This window comes from Nitrincola salilacus, assembly GCF_046271865.1.
Taxonomy (GTDB): domain Bacteria; phylum Pseudomonadota; class Gammaproteobacteria; order Pseudomonadales; family Balneatricaceae; genus Nitrincola; species Nitrincola salilacus.
Genome location: NZ_CP176580.1, coordinates 3,269,251 through 3,284,965 on the forward strand (window position 1 = coordinate 3,269,251; position 15,715 = coordinate 3,284,965).

At 51.4% G+C, this 15,715-nt stretch carries 11 protein-coding genes; 4 read left to right on the forward strand and 7 right to left on the reverse strand.

Going from position 1 to position 15,715, the window contains the following annotated elements:
• Nucleotides 1–10 precede the first annotated feature (10 nt).
• From ACK3CJ_RS15215 to ACK3CJ_RS15225, 3 genes are read right to left on the reverse strand one after another with little or no spacing between them, the layout of a single operon-like run.
• Complete coding sequence (locus ACK3CJ_RS15215; RefSeq protein WP_409523062.1) at nucleotides 11–799, reverse strand: TSUP family transporter; 789 nt, start codon at nucleotides 797–799, stop codon at nucleotides 11–13.
• Nucleotides 796–3,030 (reverse strand): ATP-binding protein, encoded by a 2,235-nt coding sequence (locus ACK3CJ_RS15220; RefSeq protein ID WP_409523063.1) that lies wholly within the window; start codon nucleotides 3,028–3,030, stop codon nucleotides 796–798. Before ACK3CJ_RS15220 ends, ACK3CJ_RS15215 begins: the two co-directional genes overlap by 4 nt.
• Nucleotides 3,027–4,076: an ABC transporter substrate-binding protein gene (locus ACK3CJ_RS15225; protein ID WP_409523064.1), complete on the reverse strand. Its 1,050-nt coding sequence runs from the start codon at nucleotides 4,074–4,076 to the stop codon at nucleotides 3,027–3,029. The genes ACK3CJ_RS15220 and ACK3CJ_RS15225 overlap by 4 nt, the downstream gene beginning before the upstream one ends.
• A gap of 398 nt (nucleotides 4,077–4,474) precedes the next feature.
• Here ACK3CJ_RS15225 and ACK3CJ_RS15230 point away from each other — a divergent pair, with 398 nt between their 5' ends.
• Both ACK3CJ_RS15230 and ACK3CJ_RS15235 read left to right on the forward strand, forming a co-directional pair.
• Nucleotides 4,475–7,045, forward strand: coding sequence for a PAS domain-containing protein (locus ACK3CJ_RS15230; protein WP_409523065.1), 2,571 nt, complete (start codon nucleotides 4,475–4,477; stop codon nucleotides 7,043–7,045).
• Nucleotides 7,046–7,051: 6 nt separating this feature from the next.
• Entirely contained in the window at nucleotides 7,052–8,332 is a 1,281-nt protein-coding gene (locus ACK3CJ_RS15235) for an EAL domain-containing response regulator (RefSeq protein WP_409523066.1), read from the forward strand.
• A gap of 42 nt (nucleotides 8,333–8,374) precedes the next feature.
• On the opposite strand, the gene ACK3CJ_RS15240 is transcribed toward ACK3CJ_RS15235, so the two are convergent.
• The 4 genes from ACK3CJ_RS15240 to ACK3CJ_RS15255 form a co-directional block, all read right to left on the reverse strand.
• Nucleotides 8,375–9,208 carry a sensor histidine kinase gene (locus tag ACK3CJ_RS15240; RefSeq protein ID WP_409523067.1) on the reverse strand — a complete coding sequence of 278 codons (834 nt, stop codon included), beginning with the start codon at nucleotides 9,206–9,208 and terminating at the stop codon, nucleotides 8,375–8,377.
• Between the two features lie 185 nt (nucleotides 9,209–9,393).
• The gene (locus tag ACK3CJ_RS15245) at nucleotides 9,394–9,888 is read right to left on the reverse strand and encodes a copper chaperone PCu(A)C (protein WP_409523068.1); all 495 of its coding nucleotides are present in this window, start codon (nucleotides 9,886–9,888) and stop codon (nucleotides 9,394–9,396) included.
• A 64-nt stretch (nucleotides 9,889–9,952) separates the two neighbouring features.
• Nucleotides 9,953–11,254: a DNA recombination protein RmuC gene (locus tag ACK3CJ_RS15250; protein WP_409523069.1), complete on the reverse strand. Its 1,302-nt coding sequence runs from the start codon at nucleotides 11,252–11,254 to the stop codon at nucleotides 9,953–9,955.
• Nucleotides 11,254–12,327 carry an AI-2E family transporter gene (locus ACK3CJ_RS15255; protein ID WP_409523070.1) on the reverse strand — a complete coding sequence of 358 codons (1,074 nt, stop codon included), beginning with the start codon at nucleotides 12,325–12,327 and terminating at the stop codon, nucleotides 11,254–11,256. Before ACK3CJ_RS15255 ends, ACK3CJ_RS15250 begins: the two co-directional genes overlap by 1 nt.
• Before the next feature lie 209 nt (nucleotides 12,328–12,536).
• Here ACK3CJ_RS15255 and ACK3CJ_RS15260 point away from each other — a divergent pair, with 209 nt between their 5' ends.
• Nucleotides 12,537–13,190: an ABC transporter ATP-binding protein gene (locus ACK3CJ_RS15260; protein WP_409523071.1), complete on the forward strand. Its 654-nt coding sequence runs from the start codon at nucleotides 12,537–12,539 to the stop codon at nucleotides 13,188–13,190.
• Complete coding sequence (locus ACK3CJ_RS15265) at nucleotides 13,187–15,715, forward strand: FtsX-like permease family protein (protein ID WP_409523072.1); 2,529 nt, start codon at nucleotides 13,187–13,189, stop codon at nucleotides 15,713–15,715. The genes ACK3CJ_RS15260 and ACK3CJ_RS15265 overlap by 4 nt, the downstream gene beginning before the upstream one ends.

Sequence of the window (15,715 nt, forward strand, 5' to 3'; positions counted from 1 at the left end):
TCAACCATATCTATGCCATCAACAGCCTGGTGATCCCCACCAGGCTGACAATCACAAGCATGACTCCCAGCACGCGAAAGAATGTGGCTGTTTCCGTTTTGACCAACCGACGATGAAAGTGCTCGCCGATCAAGTGACCTATCCAGGCGCAGGGTAGCAACCAGAGCTGGTGAATCAGCTGCAGATCCACTCCTGCGATAAGGAAAGAGGTCATCTTGATTGCTACCAGAATAAACCAGAGAACAAACAGCGTATCTCGCAGCTGATGCCTGGCGACATGTGTGGCATAGACAGCGACTATCAACGGCGCCCCGATCAAGGATGTACCGCTGACATAGCCACCCAGCATCAGGAACAGAGCATCCAGATATCGATTATTACTGCGAAAGGGTTTGTTAAGAATATAGCCAACGGCATACACCAATATGATACCGAAGATGATGATCGTCATGATATTGCCTGGCAACGTCAATAATCCGAACACGCCGATCAGTTTCGGAATAGCCATGATCTTGAGGCTCTTGACCAGATACTGCCAATCGATATTCCCTTCAGCTCTGACACCAGATTCTTTCGCCTGACGTCGTGATTGCAAAAAGCCCGGTAACGCAATCCAGCTGGAAAAGATTAACAGGTGCACAGAGATGATCGGTAGAAAAACCAACGGCTCGTTCAGAATCAGCAGCAGAAACGGCAGAGCCAGCACCGCACCACCAAAACCCAGTCCGGAACGAACAAAACCACTCCAGATGAAAATCAGCCCGATCAGGGCGTACTGCCACCAGATAAGATCGATCATGATATTTTTTCGGTACCATCCATGAGAGTTGTCAGCTTATCCACCAGATCCTGGCGTCGATAGGGCTTGCTTAGCATCTGTATGCCGGGTTCAAACCAGCCTTGATGAAGAATTGCATGTTCGGTATATCCTGATGTAAACAGTATTTTTAATTCAGGTCGTATCTGCAGCGCCTGATCCGCCAGTTCACGACCATTCATGCCACCCGGCATGATAATATCCGTAAACAGAATATCAATCGTGTCATCCTGGCGAATCAGATCAAGCGCAACGGCCCCATTTTCCGCAGAAAGCACTTGATATTCAAGCGATTCAAGCAACTCCGCAGCATGGCCCCGGACCAGTTCATCATCCTCAACCACCAGCACCTTCCTGCAACGAGCCTCACTGACCTGCAGCGCATCTGATAGAGTGCCCTCCTCTTCCGTCTCCTCTGCTCTGGGTAAATAAAGCCTGACAACCGTACCCTCACCCAGCTCTGAATATATATTGATATGCCCGTTAGACTGTTTGATGAACCCGAAGACCATACTCAAACCCAAGCCTGTTCCCTTGCCCTGCTCCTTCGTCGTAAAAAAGGGTTCGAACACCTTATTCAAACAATCCTCTTCGATCCCAATACCGTTGTCAGAAATGGCGAGCCGAACATACTCTCCGGGATTAAGGTCTTGATAGTGAACCGTATAATGATCGTCCAGATGCACATTATCTGTCTCTATAATCAATGAACCACCTGTTGGCATTGCGTCACGTGCATTAATACAGAGATTGAGTATGGCACTTTCAAGCTGAGTCCTGTCTGCCAATACCGGCCACAGGTCTGGATGGAGCTTTATCTCTATCTCGACCTGTTCACCGAGCGAGCGCTTGAGCAGATCGCTCATATCCCTCACCATCCGATTGACATCCAACAAGTCTGGCTGGAGCACCTGGCGACGGGCATAAGCCAACAGATGCTGAGTCAGGCCAGCTCCTCGCTGCGCCGCTTTTCCAATCATTTCCGCAAGCGGCCTGAGTTCATCATTACTGCTCAGCTCATCCTCAAGCAGCTCTGCATTGCCGAGAATAACCGTCAGCAAGTTATTGAAATCATGTGCAATCCCACCCGTCAATTGCCCGATGGATTCAAGCCGTTGAGATTGCCGCAGTTGCTCTTCAAGTTGTACCTGCTCAGATAGATCAGTCATGCCACCGATGACTCTGACCGCCTGACCGCTGGCATCATGAATAACAAACGCATTATTCTCGATATGAGCATAATCGCCGTTCTGTTTGCGGTAGCGATACTCCATTCGCCAACCCTCTTTACCTGACGATATTGCCTCCTGCAATGTTCCCTTCATCAAGGCCAGATCTTCCGGATGGACAGGATCTGTCAATGTTTGCGACGATTGCTCAAGCGCTTTCAAGTTATAGCCAAAAGTTGTACTCAGGCCTTCGCTCCACCAGATCCGATCACTGGTCAGATCCCAGTCCCAAATGGCATCCACCGTCGCCCTGGCCAGCAGGCGAAAACGCTCCTCGCTCGAAGCCAGAGCCTGCTCTTTCTGCACCAGCCGGGCTGCCATATGGTTAAAGGAAGCTGCCAGTTGTGCCAGCTCATCCTCCCCATCCAGATGAATCCTGATCTGCCTGTTGCCCTTGGCAAACTCATGCACACTCTTCTGAATGGTTCTGATGGGTAACCCGATACGACGAAAAATAAGCACAAAACCAAACAGCGCCATGCAGGAAAATACCACGACACCAATCACAAAGCTGGCCATCGCGCTCAGCAACTGTTGCATCAGATTTTCATAAGGGGTTGCCAACAGCAACTCCAGGGATTCATTCAATCCATTGATGTGCAAAAGCAACTGACTGGCAATAAAGCGATCCATCTCCTGTCCGGGAGATTCGATAGCGAGTAACTGATCACAGATGTAGGCAATTTCTTTGATATGCTGCTGAGCAACCTCAGCTTCCAGGCGCGTAAAGCTACTCAGCCTCTGGCTCACCTGCAGGACATCCTGTTTCACACCTTCGATGATAATCGAGTCATATCGGAGCAGAGAAACAAAATCGATCGCCGACGCCACCTTGTTTGTCTGCTGTCTGACCTCCAGCAAGGACTCAATTTCTGTCAGCCCGCCTGTCACCTGACGCCAGGTCAAGACTCCCTGAATACTGAGTAATGCCAGGCAAACCAGGGTGAAGAAGATGAATACTCTTGAAACCTGACGTAGCTTCATGGAATTGAATCCATACTGTACATATAGGACGGCAGATTCACGCCACCGGGAATTACCCGATTAAAAGGCTCAGCATGGAGATACTGTGCAGGTGTCGGCGGCGTGATATCGGTGTATTCAGGCCAGCTATTAAGCCACTGAAACTGCGCTTCCACATTTGCCAGTACCGCCCAGTTCAATGCCATACGCCAGATGATACCCTCTTCCATGCGTGCGAGCTCTTCAGTGGGAATACCACTGAACTTGGCATGTAACTGGCGAGCTGATTCAGGTTGATTCTGAATCAGTTCGATGGCCTTGGCATAGCCTGATATGATGCGATCCATGACATCAGGGTTTTCTTCAGCAAAACCTCTGCGCACTACAATTAACCAGTCTACCGTATGAACCTCTCTGGCCGAGAAAATGACGGCATTCTCACCCAACGCCTGCTGCACCTGCAGCCCCCAGGGATCCCAGCTCACGACAGCATCAACCTCCCCTGCCTGCAACTGAGTGGACTGTTCGGATATCGGCATATCGATCAAGGTAATACCCTCTGTCTTCAGTGCATGAGTATTGGCAAAGCGATACCAGGCAAAATGTCCCGATGTACCCAACATGACACCGACGCGCCGTCCATTGAGGTCCTGTAATGAATGGATTCCGCGATCAGTGGTGGCAATAATATAGTGGGATTGATTGGAAAGACTGACCGACGACAGTATCACCAGATCATCAACATCTGTCCCCCTGCGTTCAGCGCTTTGTAAAAGCTGAGCCGCTACAGGAGAGGTTGCGGCCAAGGCTATTTCCAGGTCGCCACTCAACAAACTATCAAGTGTCTCTTTACCCGAATTGAAATAAATCACTTCGATGAGAGGAGCTGCAGAATCCGGGTTGAAATACCCCTTGAGATCTGCAACTTTTGTAGGTGCATCAGCCACCCAACCCGATCCACCCAGCCGGACCACTGGAGAACCATCAGCAATTCCATGGGTAGAGAAGAGGAGGAGCACAAGCATGAAAGCCGAAATGCGCATCCTGCAGAATTTTAGCTTTGACATACAGGGTATCCAGTCATGTATGGTTTCCATCGACAACCGCGCATCAACAATGCCGAGCCTGCTCCGAAATAGAACCTGCCTCAAAAAACCTGAGACTGCCAAAAGATATAGCTGGGAATAGCCGACAATACAAGCGACATCAATACTTTGCGCTATTGAGCTGCTATTGCCTACCTTAACCAACTGGAATTAAAGATTCTCATCCACAATGTTCAACAGATATGTATTACACTGAGTATGTCCGCTCTATTCAGGACCACAAGGCGCGCAGGAGAACATCAGGCATGGGGCTATTCAAAAGGAATTCAGTACTTTCAAAATGGCCAGTGTGGCCACCTGAAAAACATCTTTCCGTTGTCTGGGTGCCCTTAACTGCCATAAGTCTTACTGTTCTATTCTTGCTGGAAATATATACCCAGTTGGGTTTTGCGCATGGCATGCTTTACTGCCCACTTCTGTTGCTTCTGGTGTTCTCACACGACAGCCGTTTGATTACCTTCGCCACAGCTGCCGCCATGACCCTGACTGCACTGGGGTACTTTATATCCCCTCCTGCACCTGAAGGTTTTTCCCTTCACCTGATCATAGGCAATCGTATTATCAGTATCATTGCGATCGGCCTGACAGGGCTGCTGTGCATGCAAACTCTGCGCTATGTTGCCGGGTTAAAAGCGGTTAACAAACAGCTGCAGATTACTGATACCAGGCTAAAAGAGCAGAATCGCATACTGACCATGGCGGGCAAAATTGCGCAGTTTGGCGGCTGGCACTTTGATGTCGCCAGTCAAACCATGACATGGTCAGATGAGGTGGCGATTCTCCATGGCCATGCCCCCGGTTACAGACCAACCATTGAAGAGGCGCTCAATTACTATACTGAGACAAGTCGCCCCAAAATTGAAAAAGCCTTCAGCGAATGTGTGTCCAAAGGAACAGCCTTCGATCTGCACTTGCAGATCAACGCACTGCATGGCAACACACTCTGGGTCAGAGCCATAGGCCAGCCGCTGCTTGATAGCAACAGAAAAGTCTATGCCGTGGAAGGTGCCTTCATGGATGTATCGAGCCAGAAGCGAATTGAAAAGGAGTTGGCGCTGAGTGAAAACAACTTCCGAAAACTGGCAGACGCCATGCCGATTATTGTCTGGACGACTAAACCCGACGGTAAAATCGAATACTTTAATACCCAATTATCGCGGTTTACCGGTGTACCGACTGATGCACTGACAAAGCCCGGTGGCTGGCTGATGATCATCCATCCTGACGATCGTGAGAACGCTGTTGAAAGCTGGCAAAAAGCTGCATACAACCAGGATTCATACCATGTTGAATTCAGAATACTGCGCGCTGATGGCATCTATGTGTGGCATCTGACACGCGCCACACCAATACGCAATGCTGATGGAGTCATCGTTCGATACTATGGTACGTCCATTGATGTTCAGGAGTTGAAAGATCTTCAGAGCGAGACTGAATATCTTGCCCAACGCCTGCGCAGCACAATTGAAAGCATCACAGATGGTTTTTTCACACTGGATAAACAGTTTCGATTTACCTTCATCAATAGTAAAGCCCAGACAATACTCAAAAGAGATCATGACCAACTGATTGGTAATATCATCTGGGAAGTCACCGATATTCCACAAGACAGTGAGCTGATCAGGCAGTTTTATATAACACTGGACTCACACCAGGCCACCGCTTTTGAAACGCATTGGGAAGCTGATGATATGTGGCTTGACGTGCGTACCTACCCGGCCACTGATGGTCTGACAGCCTATCTCCAGGATATCACTCAGCAGCGTAAGGATCAGGAGCAGTTACGCCAGGCTCAACGCCTGGAATCACTCGGGCATCTGACGGGTGGTATCGCTCATGATTTCAACAACCTGCTGACCGTCATAATGGGCAATGCTGAACTGCTGATGGAGGAGATATCTCCGGAAGATGACAAATGGCCTCTGGCTGAGATTATCAGTAATGCCGCCAACCGAGGCTCTCAACTGACCAGCCGATTGCTGGCCTTTGCGCGCCGTCAACCGCTGGATCCTAAAATCATTGATATCAACCAAGCTGTCAGAAATATGACCTCTCTGCTGCAGCACACACTTGGAGAGCATATTGAGATCAGTCTGATCGCCTTGCCCGATATCTGGCCTGCCATGGTTGATCCTGGACAGCTTGAAAGTGCGCTGCTGAACCTTGCCATCAACGCCCGAGACGCCATGCCTTCAGGTGGCAAACTGACTATTGAAACTAACAATGTTGAGCTGGATGAATCCTACGCAGCACATCATGGGGAGATAGCCCCAGGGGAATATGTGGTGCTGGCGCTTTCTGACACCGGATCGGGCATTTCCCATGAACATCTGGCGCGCGTTTTCGAGCCCTTTTTCACTACCAAGGAAAAAGGCAAGGGTACCGGACTTGGTCTGAGTATGGTGTATGGGTTTGTGAAGCAATCAGAAGGGCATATCAACATTTACTCTGAACTCGGAGAAGGTACCACTATCAGAATCTATCTGCCCCGTGCTGCCGACAGCAGTGAAGAACTGCCCACTACACCGACTGAAGTTCAGAGCAGTCACGAAGGGCATGAAACACTGCTGCTGGTTGAGGATGATGAACTGGTTCTTCAGTTTGCCAAACGCCAGCTGGAACTCGCAGGGTATAATGTAATAACGGCTGAAAATGGGCCGATTGCACTGGATATATTCAAGAGCAGCGAAGATATTGATCTTCTCTTCACCGATGTTGTGATGCCTGGAGGTATGAGCGGCCGTGACCTTGCCGGGCTCTGCCAATTACATAACCCATCACTGAAAGTACTCTATACTTCAGGTTATACACAGAACTCTATTGTTCATAACGGGCGGCTTGATCCAGGTGTACTGCTACTTGAAAAGCCCTATAAACGACATGATCTCCTGCAAAAAGTGCGCGAAGCACTGAGTAGCCATAATGAATAAACCACTATGAATGAAACCTCATCTTCAGCCAACAGGCTCCTGATACTGGATGATGATCCGATGATCGGTCAGACGATACGTCGCATCGCCAAAATGGCAGGCTGGGATGCGGAGTTCACAACTGAAGCGGAGTTATTCTTTATTCAGGTCGAAAACTGGTGTCCGGATATGATTGCCATTGATCTGATCATGCCTGGCCAGGATGGTGTACAGGTGATGACCCAACTGGCTAAGCGTGACTGCAGAGCAGGCATCATCATAACCAGCGGCATGGGTGGGCGTGTACTGGACGCTGCCGGTCGCTCTGCCACCGAGCACGGGTTAAATATCATCGGAGTGCTACCCAAGCCCTTTTCTCCTGCTCAGCTACGCAATTTGCTGACATCAGAAACATCGGTAGAGACTAATGCAGGTAATACTGCAGGCATTTCAGCAGGTATTGTGCAGAACCGCAGCAACCCCTCTCTTAACCCCGCCGATCTGCAACAGGCGCTGGCACAGGAGCAGATTCAGGCGTTCTATCAACCCAAAATCAATTGCTGTAATGGCAGTCTATCGGGATTTGAAGCGCTGGCCAGATGGCAACATCCGACTTTTGGCTTCATCGCCCCGGATCACTTCATCATGCTGGCAGAGTCACACCAGTTGATAGAAAAACTGACGATCCAGATGGCAAAAACCTCTCTCACCTGGTTTTCAGCTTTTTGCCAGAAACCAGAGATTCGATCACCATCCGGTATCAATCAAGGGCAACTACTGAAGCTATCGCTGAATATTTCGGCCCTGTCGATAGGTGATATCGCACTGTTTGAGCAGATTGAAAGTTATTGTCAGGATCTGAACATACTGCCGGAACAGATCATTTTCGAGCTGACTGAAACCAGTGCAATGGAGGACCCCACCGCCTCGCTGGATACGCTGACACGATTGCGCATGAAGGGTTTTCAACTGTCGCTGGATGATTTCGGCACAGGCTTCTCCTCCATGTTGCAGCTGGTCAGATTGCCTTTCACCGAAATCAAGGTTGATAAATCCTTTGTGCTGACAGCCAGACAGTCGCAGGAATCCAGAACCGTCGTGAAATCGATCATCGATCTGGGACATAGTCTGGGGTTGGCCACGACTGCCGAAGGGATAGAAGACCAGGAAACTTTTATCTACCTGCGCGAAAACGGCTGCGATCTGGCTCAGGGATATCTCATTGCGCATCCCATGCCAGCAAATGATGTCGACAACTGGATTAAGCACACGGGCATTGATGGACTGTTCCGGGAGAAGAACGCTTGATCAGCAGGAGCAAAATCGTTTGCCGGGGATGTTCAACGAACATCAGGTCACGCTGGTTTTTCGCTTGATCGGCAGATAGATCTTGAACGTCGTGCCGACACCAGGCTCTGAAACAACCTCAAGCGTCGCATCATGTTTTTTCAGAATACTGTAACAAATTGCCAGACCAAGCCCGGTTCCCTGTCCCGGTGGTTTGGTGGTGAAGAAAGGCTCATATATTCTGCTTAATGTAGCCTCATCCATCCCAACGCCATCATCAGCTACCTCAAACCAGACCCGATCACCATCCACACCAGTCGTGAGGGTGATCACCCCTGAATCCTCTATTGCGTGCGCGGCGTTGACCAGCAGATTCATAAACACCTGATTGATCTTCGAGGGTATGCACTCAACCAACGGAAGGTCACTGAACTGCTTCACCACCTCGGCTTTGTATTTGATCTCATTATTAACCACACTCAGCGTACTGTTGAGTCCCTTGTATAGATCAACCTCTTTGAACTCATCACCATCATCATAGGAGAAGTCTTTCAGAGCAGAAACAATACCGATAATCGTCTCTACACCATAGACCGACTCGCCCAGCATATCCTCAAGGTCCTGCTTGATATAGTCATAATCGATATTGCGCTTGACCGCCTTGACCTCATCCAGACTGGCTGAGGTATCAATCGTATCAATGATCGTCTGCATATCGCGAATATACTTCGCCATGATCTTGAGGTTGGAAAACACATAGCCAACCGGATTATTGATCTCGTGCGCCACACCTGCCGCCAGCTGTCCGATACTGGCCATCTTTTCTGAATGGATAAGATGGACATCCAACTCTCTGCCAGCCTGGGTCACAGGCTCTTGCAAGCTGTCATCATTCATTTTGATATTCCAGCACAATTCACTCCCTGATATATCCATTGCTGCCTGATTCATTCAGACATCAGAACACCCTTGTTCACTATAGCTGAAAAATACTACTTATAACGGAATGGGCTTAAATCGGGCGATTGCCAGCAAAAACCATCAATCGTCCGAGGGTTCTTCAGCACCTGAGCTTTATCAGCTCAATGCTGATGGTGATGATGGCCATCAGCAGCCGCTGCACCTTCGCTCATAGACTGAACCCAGACCTCCACTTCCAACTCGCTGCCATCTGAAAATGTCAGCCAGAGTGGAAAGTGCTCCCCTTCCACCAGAGGCTGTTTCAGACCAATCAGCATCAGATGATACCCACCACCGGGACGCATTTTGATCACATCACCAGGCTCCACTCTCAGCTCCTCGATGCGGAACATGCGCATGGTGCCGTCTTTCATCTCCATATTATGTATCTCAACCACATCCGACAGTGTTGAGCGAGCATCCACCAGTGCTATCGATTTATCACCCTGATTATCAAGATCCAGAAAGACGCCCCCAACCCTCGCCGCTGGAGGGGTTGGCATCGAAAAAGGGTGCACCACTCTCAGATCACCGGTATGGAAATCATGTGCAGAAACCTGCACAGAAGTCATCAGACCAGTCAGCACAACCACTACGCCCGCTATCAGTTTACGCATGATAAAAAATTTCCCTGTAAAATAAAAAATAAGTTTTATATCAAGTGGTTAAATGGTTTTCTATTTACTGCATCTTCTGCTCAGATGAGCGTTCCAGTTCAAGGGCAGCTCTTTCCGTTAACTCTGCGGGTAACTCCTGCTTGACCGCCACGCCCAGATCCCGAAATTCAGCGGCTTGCTTGATCAGATTACCCTTGCCATCACACAGCTGCCCCAATGCACGATCATAACTGTCCCGAGCGCTGTCGAGTTTTTTGCCGACATCCATCATGCTGTTGAGAAAACTGTTCAGTTTGCGATAAAAACTTTCGGCTTTATCAGCCAGTTCTGCAGTGTGTCGACTCTGATCCTCCAGGCGCCAGAGCTGACGTACCAGATTCAGGCTCGTCAGCAGCGTGCTCGGGGTGGCTACCAGTATATGCCGTTCGATGGCTCTCTGATGCAGCGTTGAATCATGTCGAATTGCTTCGCTGAAGGCCGACTCAATCGGGATGAACATGATCACCAGATCAGGGCTGTTGATACCCGGCAGACGGTCATAGTTCTTGCCGGCAAGCTCATCAATTCGTGCTGCAATCGCCTTACAGTGTTCTCGCAATGCGATCTGGCGAGGTTCATCCTCTTCGGCATTGACGTATCGGGTATAGGCCGACAAGGAGGTCTTGGCATCAATTACCAGATGCTTGTTCTGTGGCAGATAGACCACGACATCAGGTCTGAAACGCCCTTCAAGCGTATTGAAACTGACCTCGCGACGGTAATCCAGATCTGGCCTCAAACCGGCACTGTCCAGCACATTTTCCAGAATCAGCTCACCCCAGTTACCCTGCATCTTCTTCTGCCCCTGCAGTGCAGTGGATAGCTGGTGTGTCTGCTCAGTGATCTCCCGGTTGAGAGCCTGAAGATGCTTCAGCTCCATGCGCAACTCTGTCCTCTGTTGCAACTCCTGCTCATGAATTTTCTCAACCTTGTCCCTGAAGCCTTTCATCTCGGTCTGAATAGGCTGCAGCAGTCCGGTAATACTTCTCTCATTCAATTCGGTAAAGGTACGCCCCTTGCGCTCCAGAATCTCAGTCGCGAGTAGTTCAAACTCCTGTTTCAGTCGTTCACGGCTGTTTTCCAGTTGTTGGATCTGCTCGGCAAAATGTCCGTCCTTTTGCTGTGTGGTCGCTCTCAGGGCAGCATGCTGGGTCTGCAGCAGATGGTACTCGGCCTGCAGATCCTTATGAGCAATTTTTTCCTCATCCAACCAATACTGATACTGCTCACGCAACCGCAACTGACCGCGCCAGGCCATCACTGCCAGCAACAGCAGCGCCGATATCAAGGCCAGTACACCCCAGACTGCAGGCTCAATAACCGGCATCAGCTCTCACCGGATTGCTGTGCCAACTGATCAGCTTTAGCCACCGCCTCATCCAGTGGCTCGCTACCGAGCATGATACCGATCCAGGCAGTGCTGTGATTCTGCTCCAATGCAATTTTAACGATCATGGTCAGCGGGATAGACAGGAACATACCCGCCGGACCAAATAGCCAGCCCCAGATAATCAATGACAGAAACACCACCAGCGGCGACAACCCCAACCCACGCCCCATATAACGCGGCTCGATAAGATTACCCATGACCACATTGATAGCGATATAACCTGCCGCTACCAACATCGCATCACCCACACCGAGCTGTACCAGAGACAACAGAACAGCTGGCACTGCAGCAATCAGTGAACCGACATTGGGAATGTAGTTCATCAGCATCGCTATAAGACCCCAGAGTACTGGAAAATCGACATCCAGAATCCAGAGCCAACAGGTCACCAGAATCCCTGTTGCAAAACTGATGGTTGTTTTGATCATAAGATATTGATTGACCTGACGCATGAAACCACTGGCGCTGGACAGTTGCTTGGTTGCATTGGGTAATGCAACACGCAGTTTTTTCGAGAAGGCCGCCTCTTCCAGCAAAAGGAAAATCACGATAAACAGTACCAGAAACAGGTTGGTCAGCAGGGAGCCGACATTGGCGAGCATGGTCCCGACCAGCCCCATCGCCTGACCCGGATTGAAGTGCTCCATCACCAGCTCTTTACTGAGCGGGAGGCCATGTCCTTCGATATAAGGCAACAGCTCGGCCATGATCTCCTGCATGCGAGCCTGATAGGTTGGCAGGCGAGATATGAAACTGTCGATCGATTGAGTGACTATGGTTACCAGCAAACTACCAAACACGACCAATGTCAGCAGTACAATCAGCACTGACAGGCTTGGCGGTACTCCTCGCTTGGTTAACAGTCTTTGAAAAGGCATACTGATGATCGCGACAAACAGCGCCAGCATGATCGGTATCACAATAGTTTCGGCTGATTTGAGACCAGCAATAATGACGATAACACCCGCCAGCCCCAGCAGCCATTTCAGCCCCTGACTTTCCTTCATCATGGTATCCGCACCCCAGTGCATGCTCATAGTGGGTTAATTTCGCTATGATTGTATAACGTATCAGGCTTGGATGTCCTGCATACTGGACTTTCCTTGCGAAGAGCAATCCAGCTTGACTGACACGCGTATGAGACTGATTGACCTCACTTTTTGATGGCTGACTTTTGATGACTGACTTTTGATAAATGAGTTTTGATGAATGAGCACAGATGCTGACAATAGAGACGTTGAATAAGCAGTACCCTACCCCACAAGGGCCATTGACGGTATTGAAGGATATCAATCTGACACTCGCTGAGGGTAGCAGCCTGGCATTGATGGGCGAGTCCGGCAGTGGCAAGAGCACGCTGCTGCACCTGATCGCTGCGCTGGATACGCCAGATTCTGGCAAAATACACTTTAAAACGCAGGAGCTCAGTCGGTTGAGTGAGTCGGACCGTGCTGACTACCGGCGCAGTCACCTGGGGCTGGTATTCCAGCAATTCAATCTGATCCCTAGCCTCAGAGTCAGAGACAATCTGGCATTTCAGGCCAGAATCGCTGGTCGTTTTGATCCACAATGGCAGCAGACGCTGATCAAGCATCTGGGTCTTTCAGCACTGCTGGATCGCTATCCTGAGCAGTTATCAGGCGGTCAGCAGCAGCGTGTTGCAATAGGCCGGGCATTGGCAGGCAAACCTGATCTGGTGCTGGCAGATGAGCCCACCGGCAGCCTGGATGAAAAAAGCGGGGACCAGGTGATGGCCCTGTTTCTGGATCTGATACAGGAAACCCAATGCAGTCTGCTGATGGTCACCCACAGCGCCCGACTCGCCAGCCAACTGCAACAACAGGTACACCTAGTGGCAGGCAGTCTGATATGAGCCACAGCAGTGTTTCTCGCGCTCGGCAGAAGCTGAACCTGCTGCGTTGGCTGCTGCAGACACTCTCCAGCCATTGGCTCAGACACCCGGTGCAACTGGCCACGCTGTTCACCGGATTGATGCTGGCGACTGCCCTGTGGAGCGGCATTCAGGCCCTGAATACCCAGGCACGCAGCAGCTATGATCGTGCTGCCACGCTGTTTGGCAGTGACGCAACAGAGCGCCTGATCAGCACACAGGGACAGACCTTTCCTCAGCAACTGTATATTGAGCTGCGTCGGGAAGGGTTTCGGGTCTCGCCGCTGCTTGAAGGGCGCATCCGTGTCATGCAGCAGAATCTGCAACTGAGCGGCATCGATCCGGTCACCCTGCCGGGGGATACTCGTATCGCCAGTGTCAGCAGTGGTCAGGGCAGCCTTAACCAGTTTCTGACCCCACCAGGACAGACATACATCGCACCAGAGACACTTCAGGAACTGGGGCTTGCCGCCGGTGCTCAGCCGCTTGTGACCGCACATCAACTGCCACCCCTGACGGAACGCGCTGGTTTACCACCCGGTCTGCTGGTGGTGGATATCGGGGTTGCTCAGACACTGCTGGATCAGCCGGGTCTTCTCTCGGCACTGCTGATCCCGGAGCTGAGTGATGGCGAGCGTGAGCAACTGACCCAATACATCAAACATTCCACGAAAGAACGGCTTCGCTTCACTTCCAGTAACGAGGAGGCTGATCTGGCGCGCCTGACAGACAGTTTCCATCTCAACCTGACTGCACTGGGACTGTTGGCCTTTGTGGTCGGCCTGTTTATCGTGCATGCAGCCATGGGTATTGCCTTCGAGCAACGCAGATCACTGTTTCGCACGCTGTGTGCCTGCGGTGTTTCAAGAGGTGTGCTGATACTGGGCTTGCTGCTGGAGCTGTTATTACTTGTTCTGCTGGCAGGTGCTGCCGGCATGATCGGCGGTTACTTGATTGCAGCCTGGCTATTGCCGGATGTCGCGGCCAGCCTCAGAGGACTGTATGGCGCCAGTATCGCCGGGCAGCTTCAACTAAGCCTCTGGTGGTGGCTGAGCGGATTCGGTATCTGTCTGCTCGGTGCATTGGCCGCGTCGGCTCAAGGGTTGCTGCAGAGCTATCGCCTGCCGCTGCTCAGCTTGTCCCTACTCAACATGGCACAGCCGGACGCCTGGCTGCAACGCCAGCAGAACCTGCATCGACAACAGGGAGTTATCGCGCTGCTCTTGCTGCTGACAGCACTGATCGCCTGGCAATCACAGGCGGGACTCATCGCCGGATTCATTATGCTCGCAGGCCTGATGCTGTGTATCACGCTGTTGCTGCCGGTGCTGCTTGGCGCCCTGCTGCAACTGGCTGAGCGCCGAAGCCGTTCGGCCTTTATGCTCTGGTTCTGGGCCGATACCCGGCAGCAGCTGTCTGGCCTGTCGCTGGCCCTTATGGCTCTGCTGCTGGCGTTGTCGGCCAATATCGGCGTTGGCACCATGGTCGAAGGATTCAGACAGACCTTCACCGGCTGGATTGATCAGCGTCTGGCATCTGAAGTGTATCTGCGCGCCGAAAATGAGACTCAGGCTCTGGCAATGGTTGAATGGCTGGAGCAGCGACCAGAAGTGGAAGCGGTACTGCCTGGCTGGAGCACCGAGATACAGCTGCAGGGCTGGCCGGTGCAGCTTCAGGGGTACAGAGATCACGCCACCTATCGTGACAACTGGCCACTGCTGCAGCGCAGTGATGATGCCTGGACGCAACTGGCTCAAGGCAGCAGCGCCATGATCAGCGAACAACTGGCCAGGCGTCTGTCGCTGAGTCTGGGAGATGAGGTCCGTTTGCCGGGGATTCAGGGCGACCTGCCCTTGAAGCTGGTTGCCATCTATCCCGACTATGGTAATCCCAAGGGGCAAATTGTTCTGAATCTGTCCCTGCTGAAGACCCACTGGCCGGAGGCTCAACGAGGCAGCTTCGGCATCCGACTGGATCCACAGGCTGCACCTCAATTGATCAGCGACCTGCAAGCCGCATTCAACCTCAACGTCTCTCAGGTGATGGATCAGGCCAGCCTGAAAAACTGGTCAACTGCTATCTTTGAGCGTACTTTCACTGCCACCGGCGCGATGAATGGATTGACACTGGGTGTGGCCGGAATCGCACTGTTCAGCAGTCTGATCTCACTGGCAAGCAGTCGCCTGCCACAGCTCGCTCCGGTCTGGGCACTCGGTATCACCCGACGCCAACTGGCTCTGGTCGAACTGCTGAAAACCCTGCTGCTGGCTAGCCTGACGGCACTGCTGGCCATACCACTGGGCCTGCTGCTGGCCTGGTGTCTGGTCTCGGTCATCAATGTACAGGCGTTTGGCTGGCGACTGCCGCTGCATCTGTTTCCGTTGCAGTGGTTGCAACTCTTTCTGCTGGCCATCATCACTGCCCTGCTGGCGTCCATCTGGCCGGTGATGAAGCTGGCCCGAACCTCTCCGACCACACTGCTGAGGGTTTTTGCCGATGAACGCTGA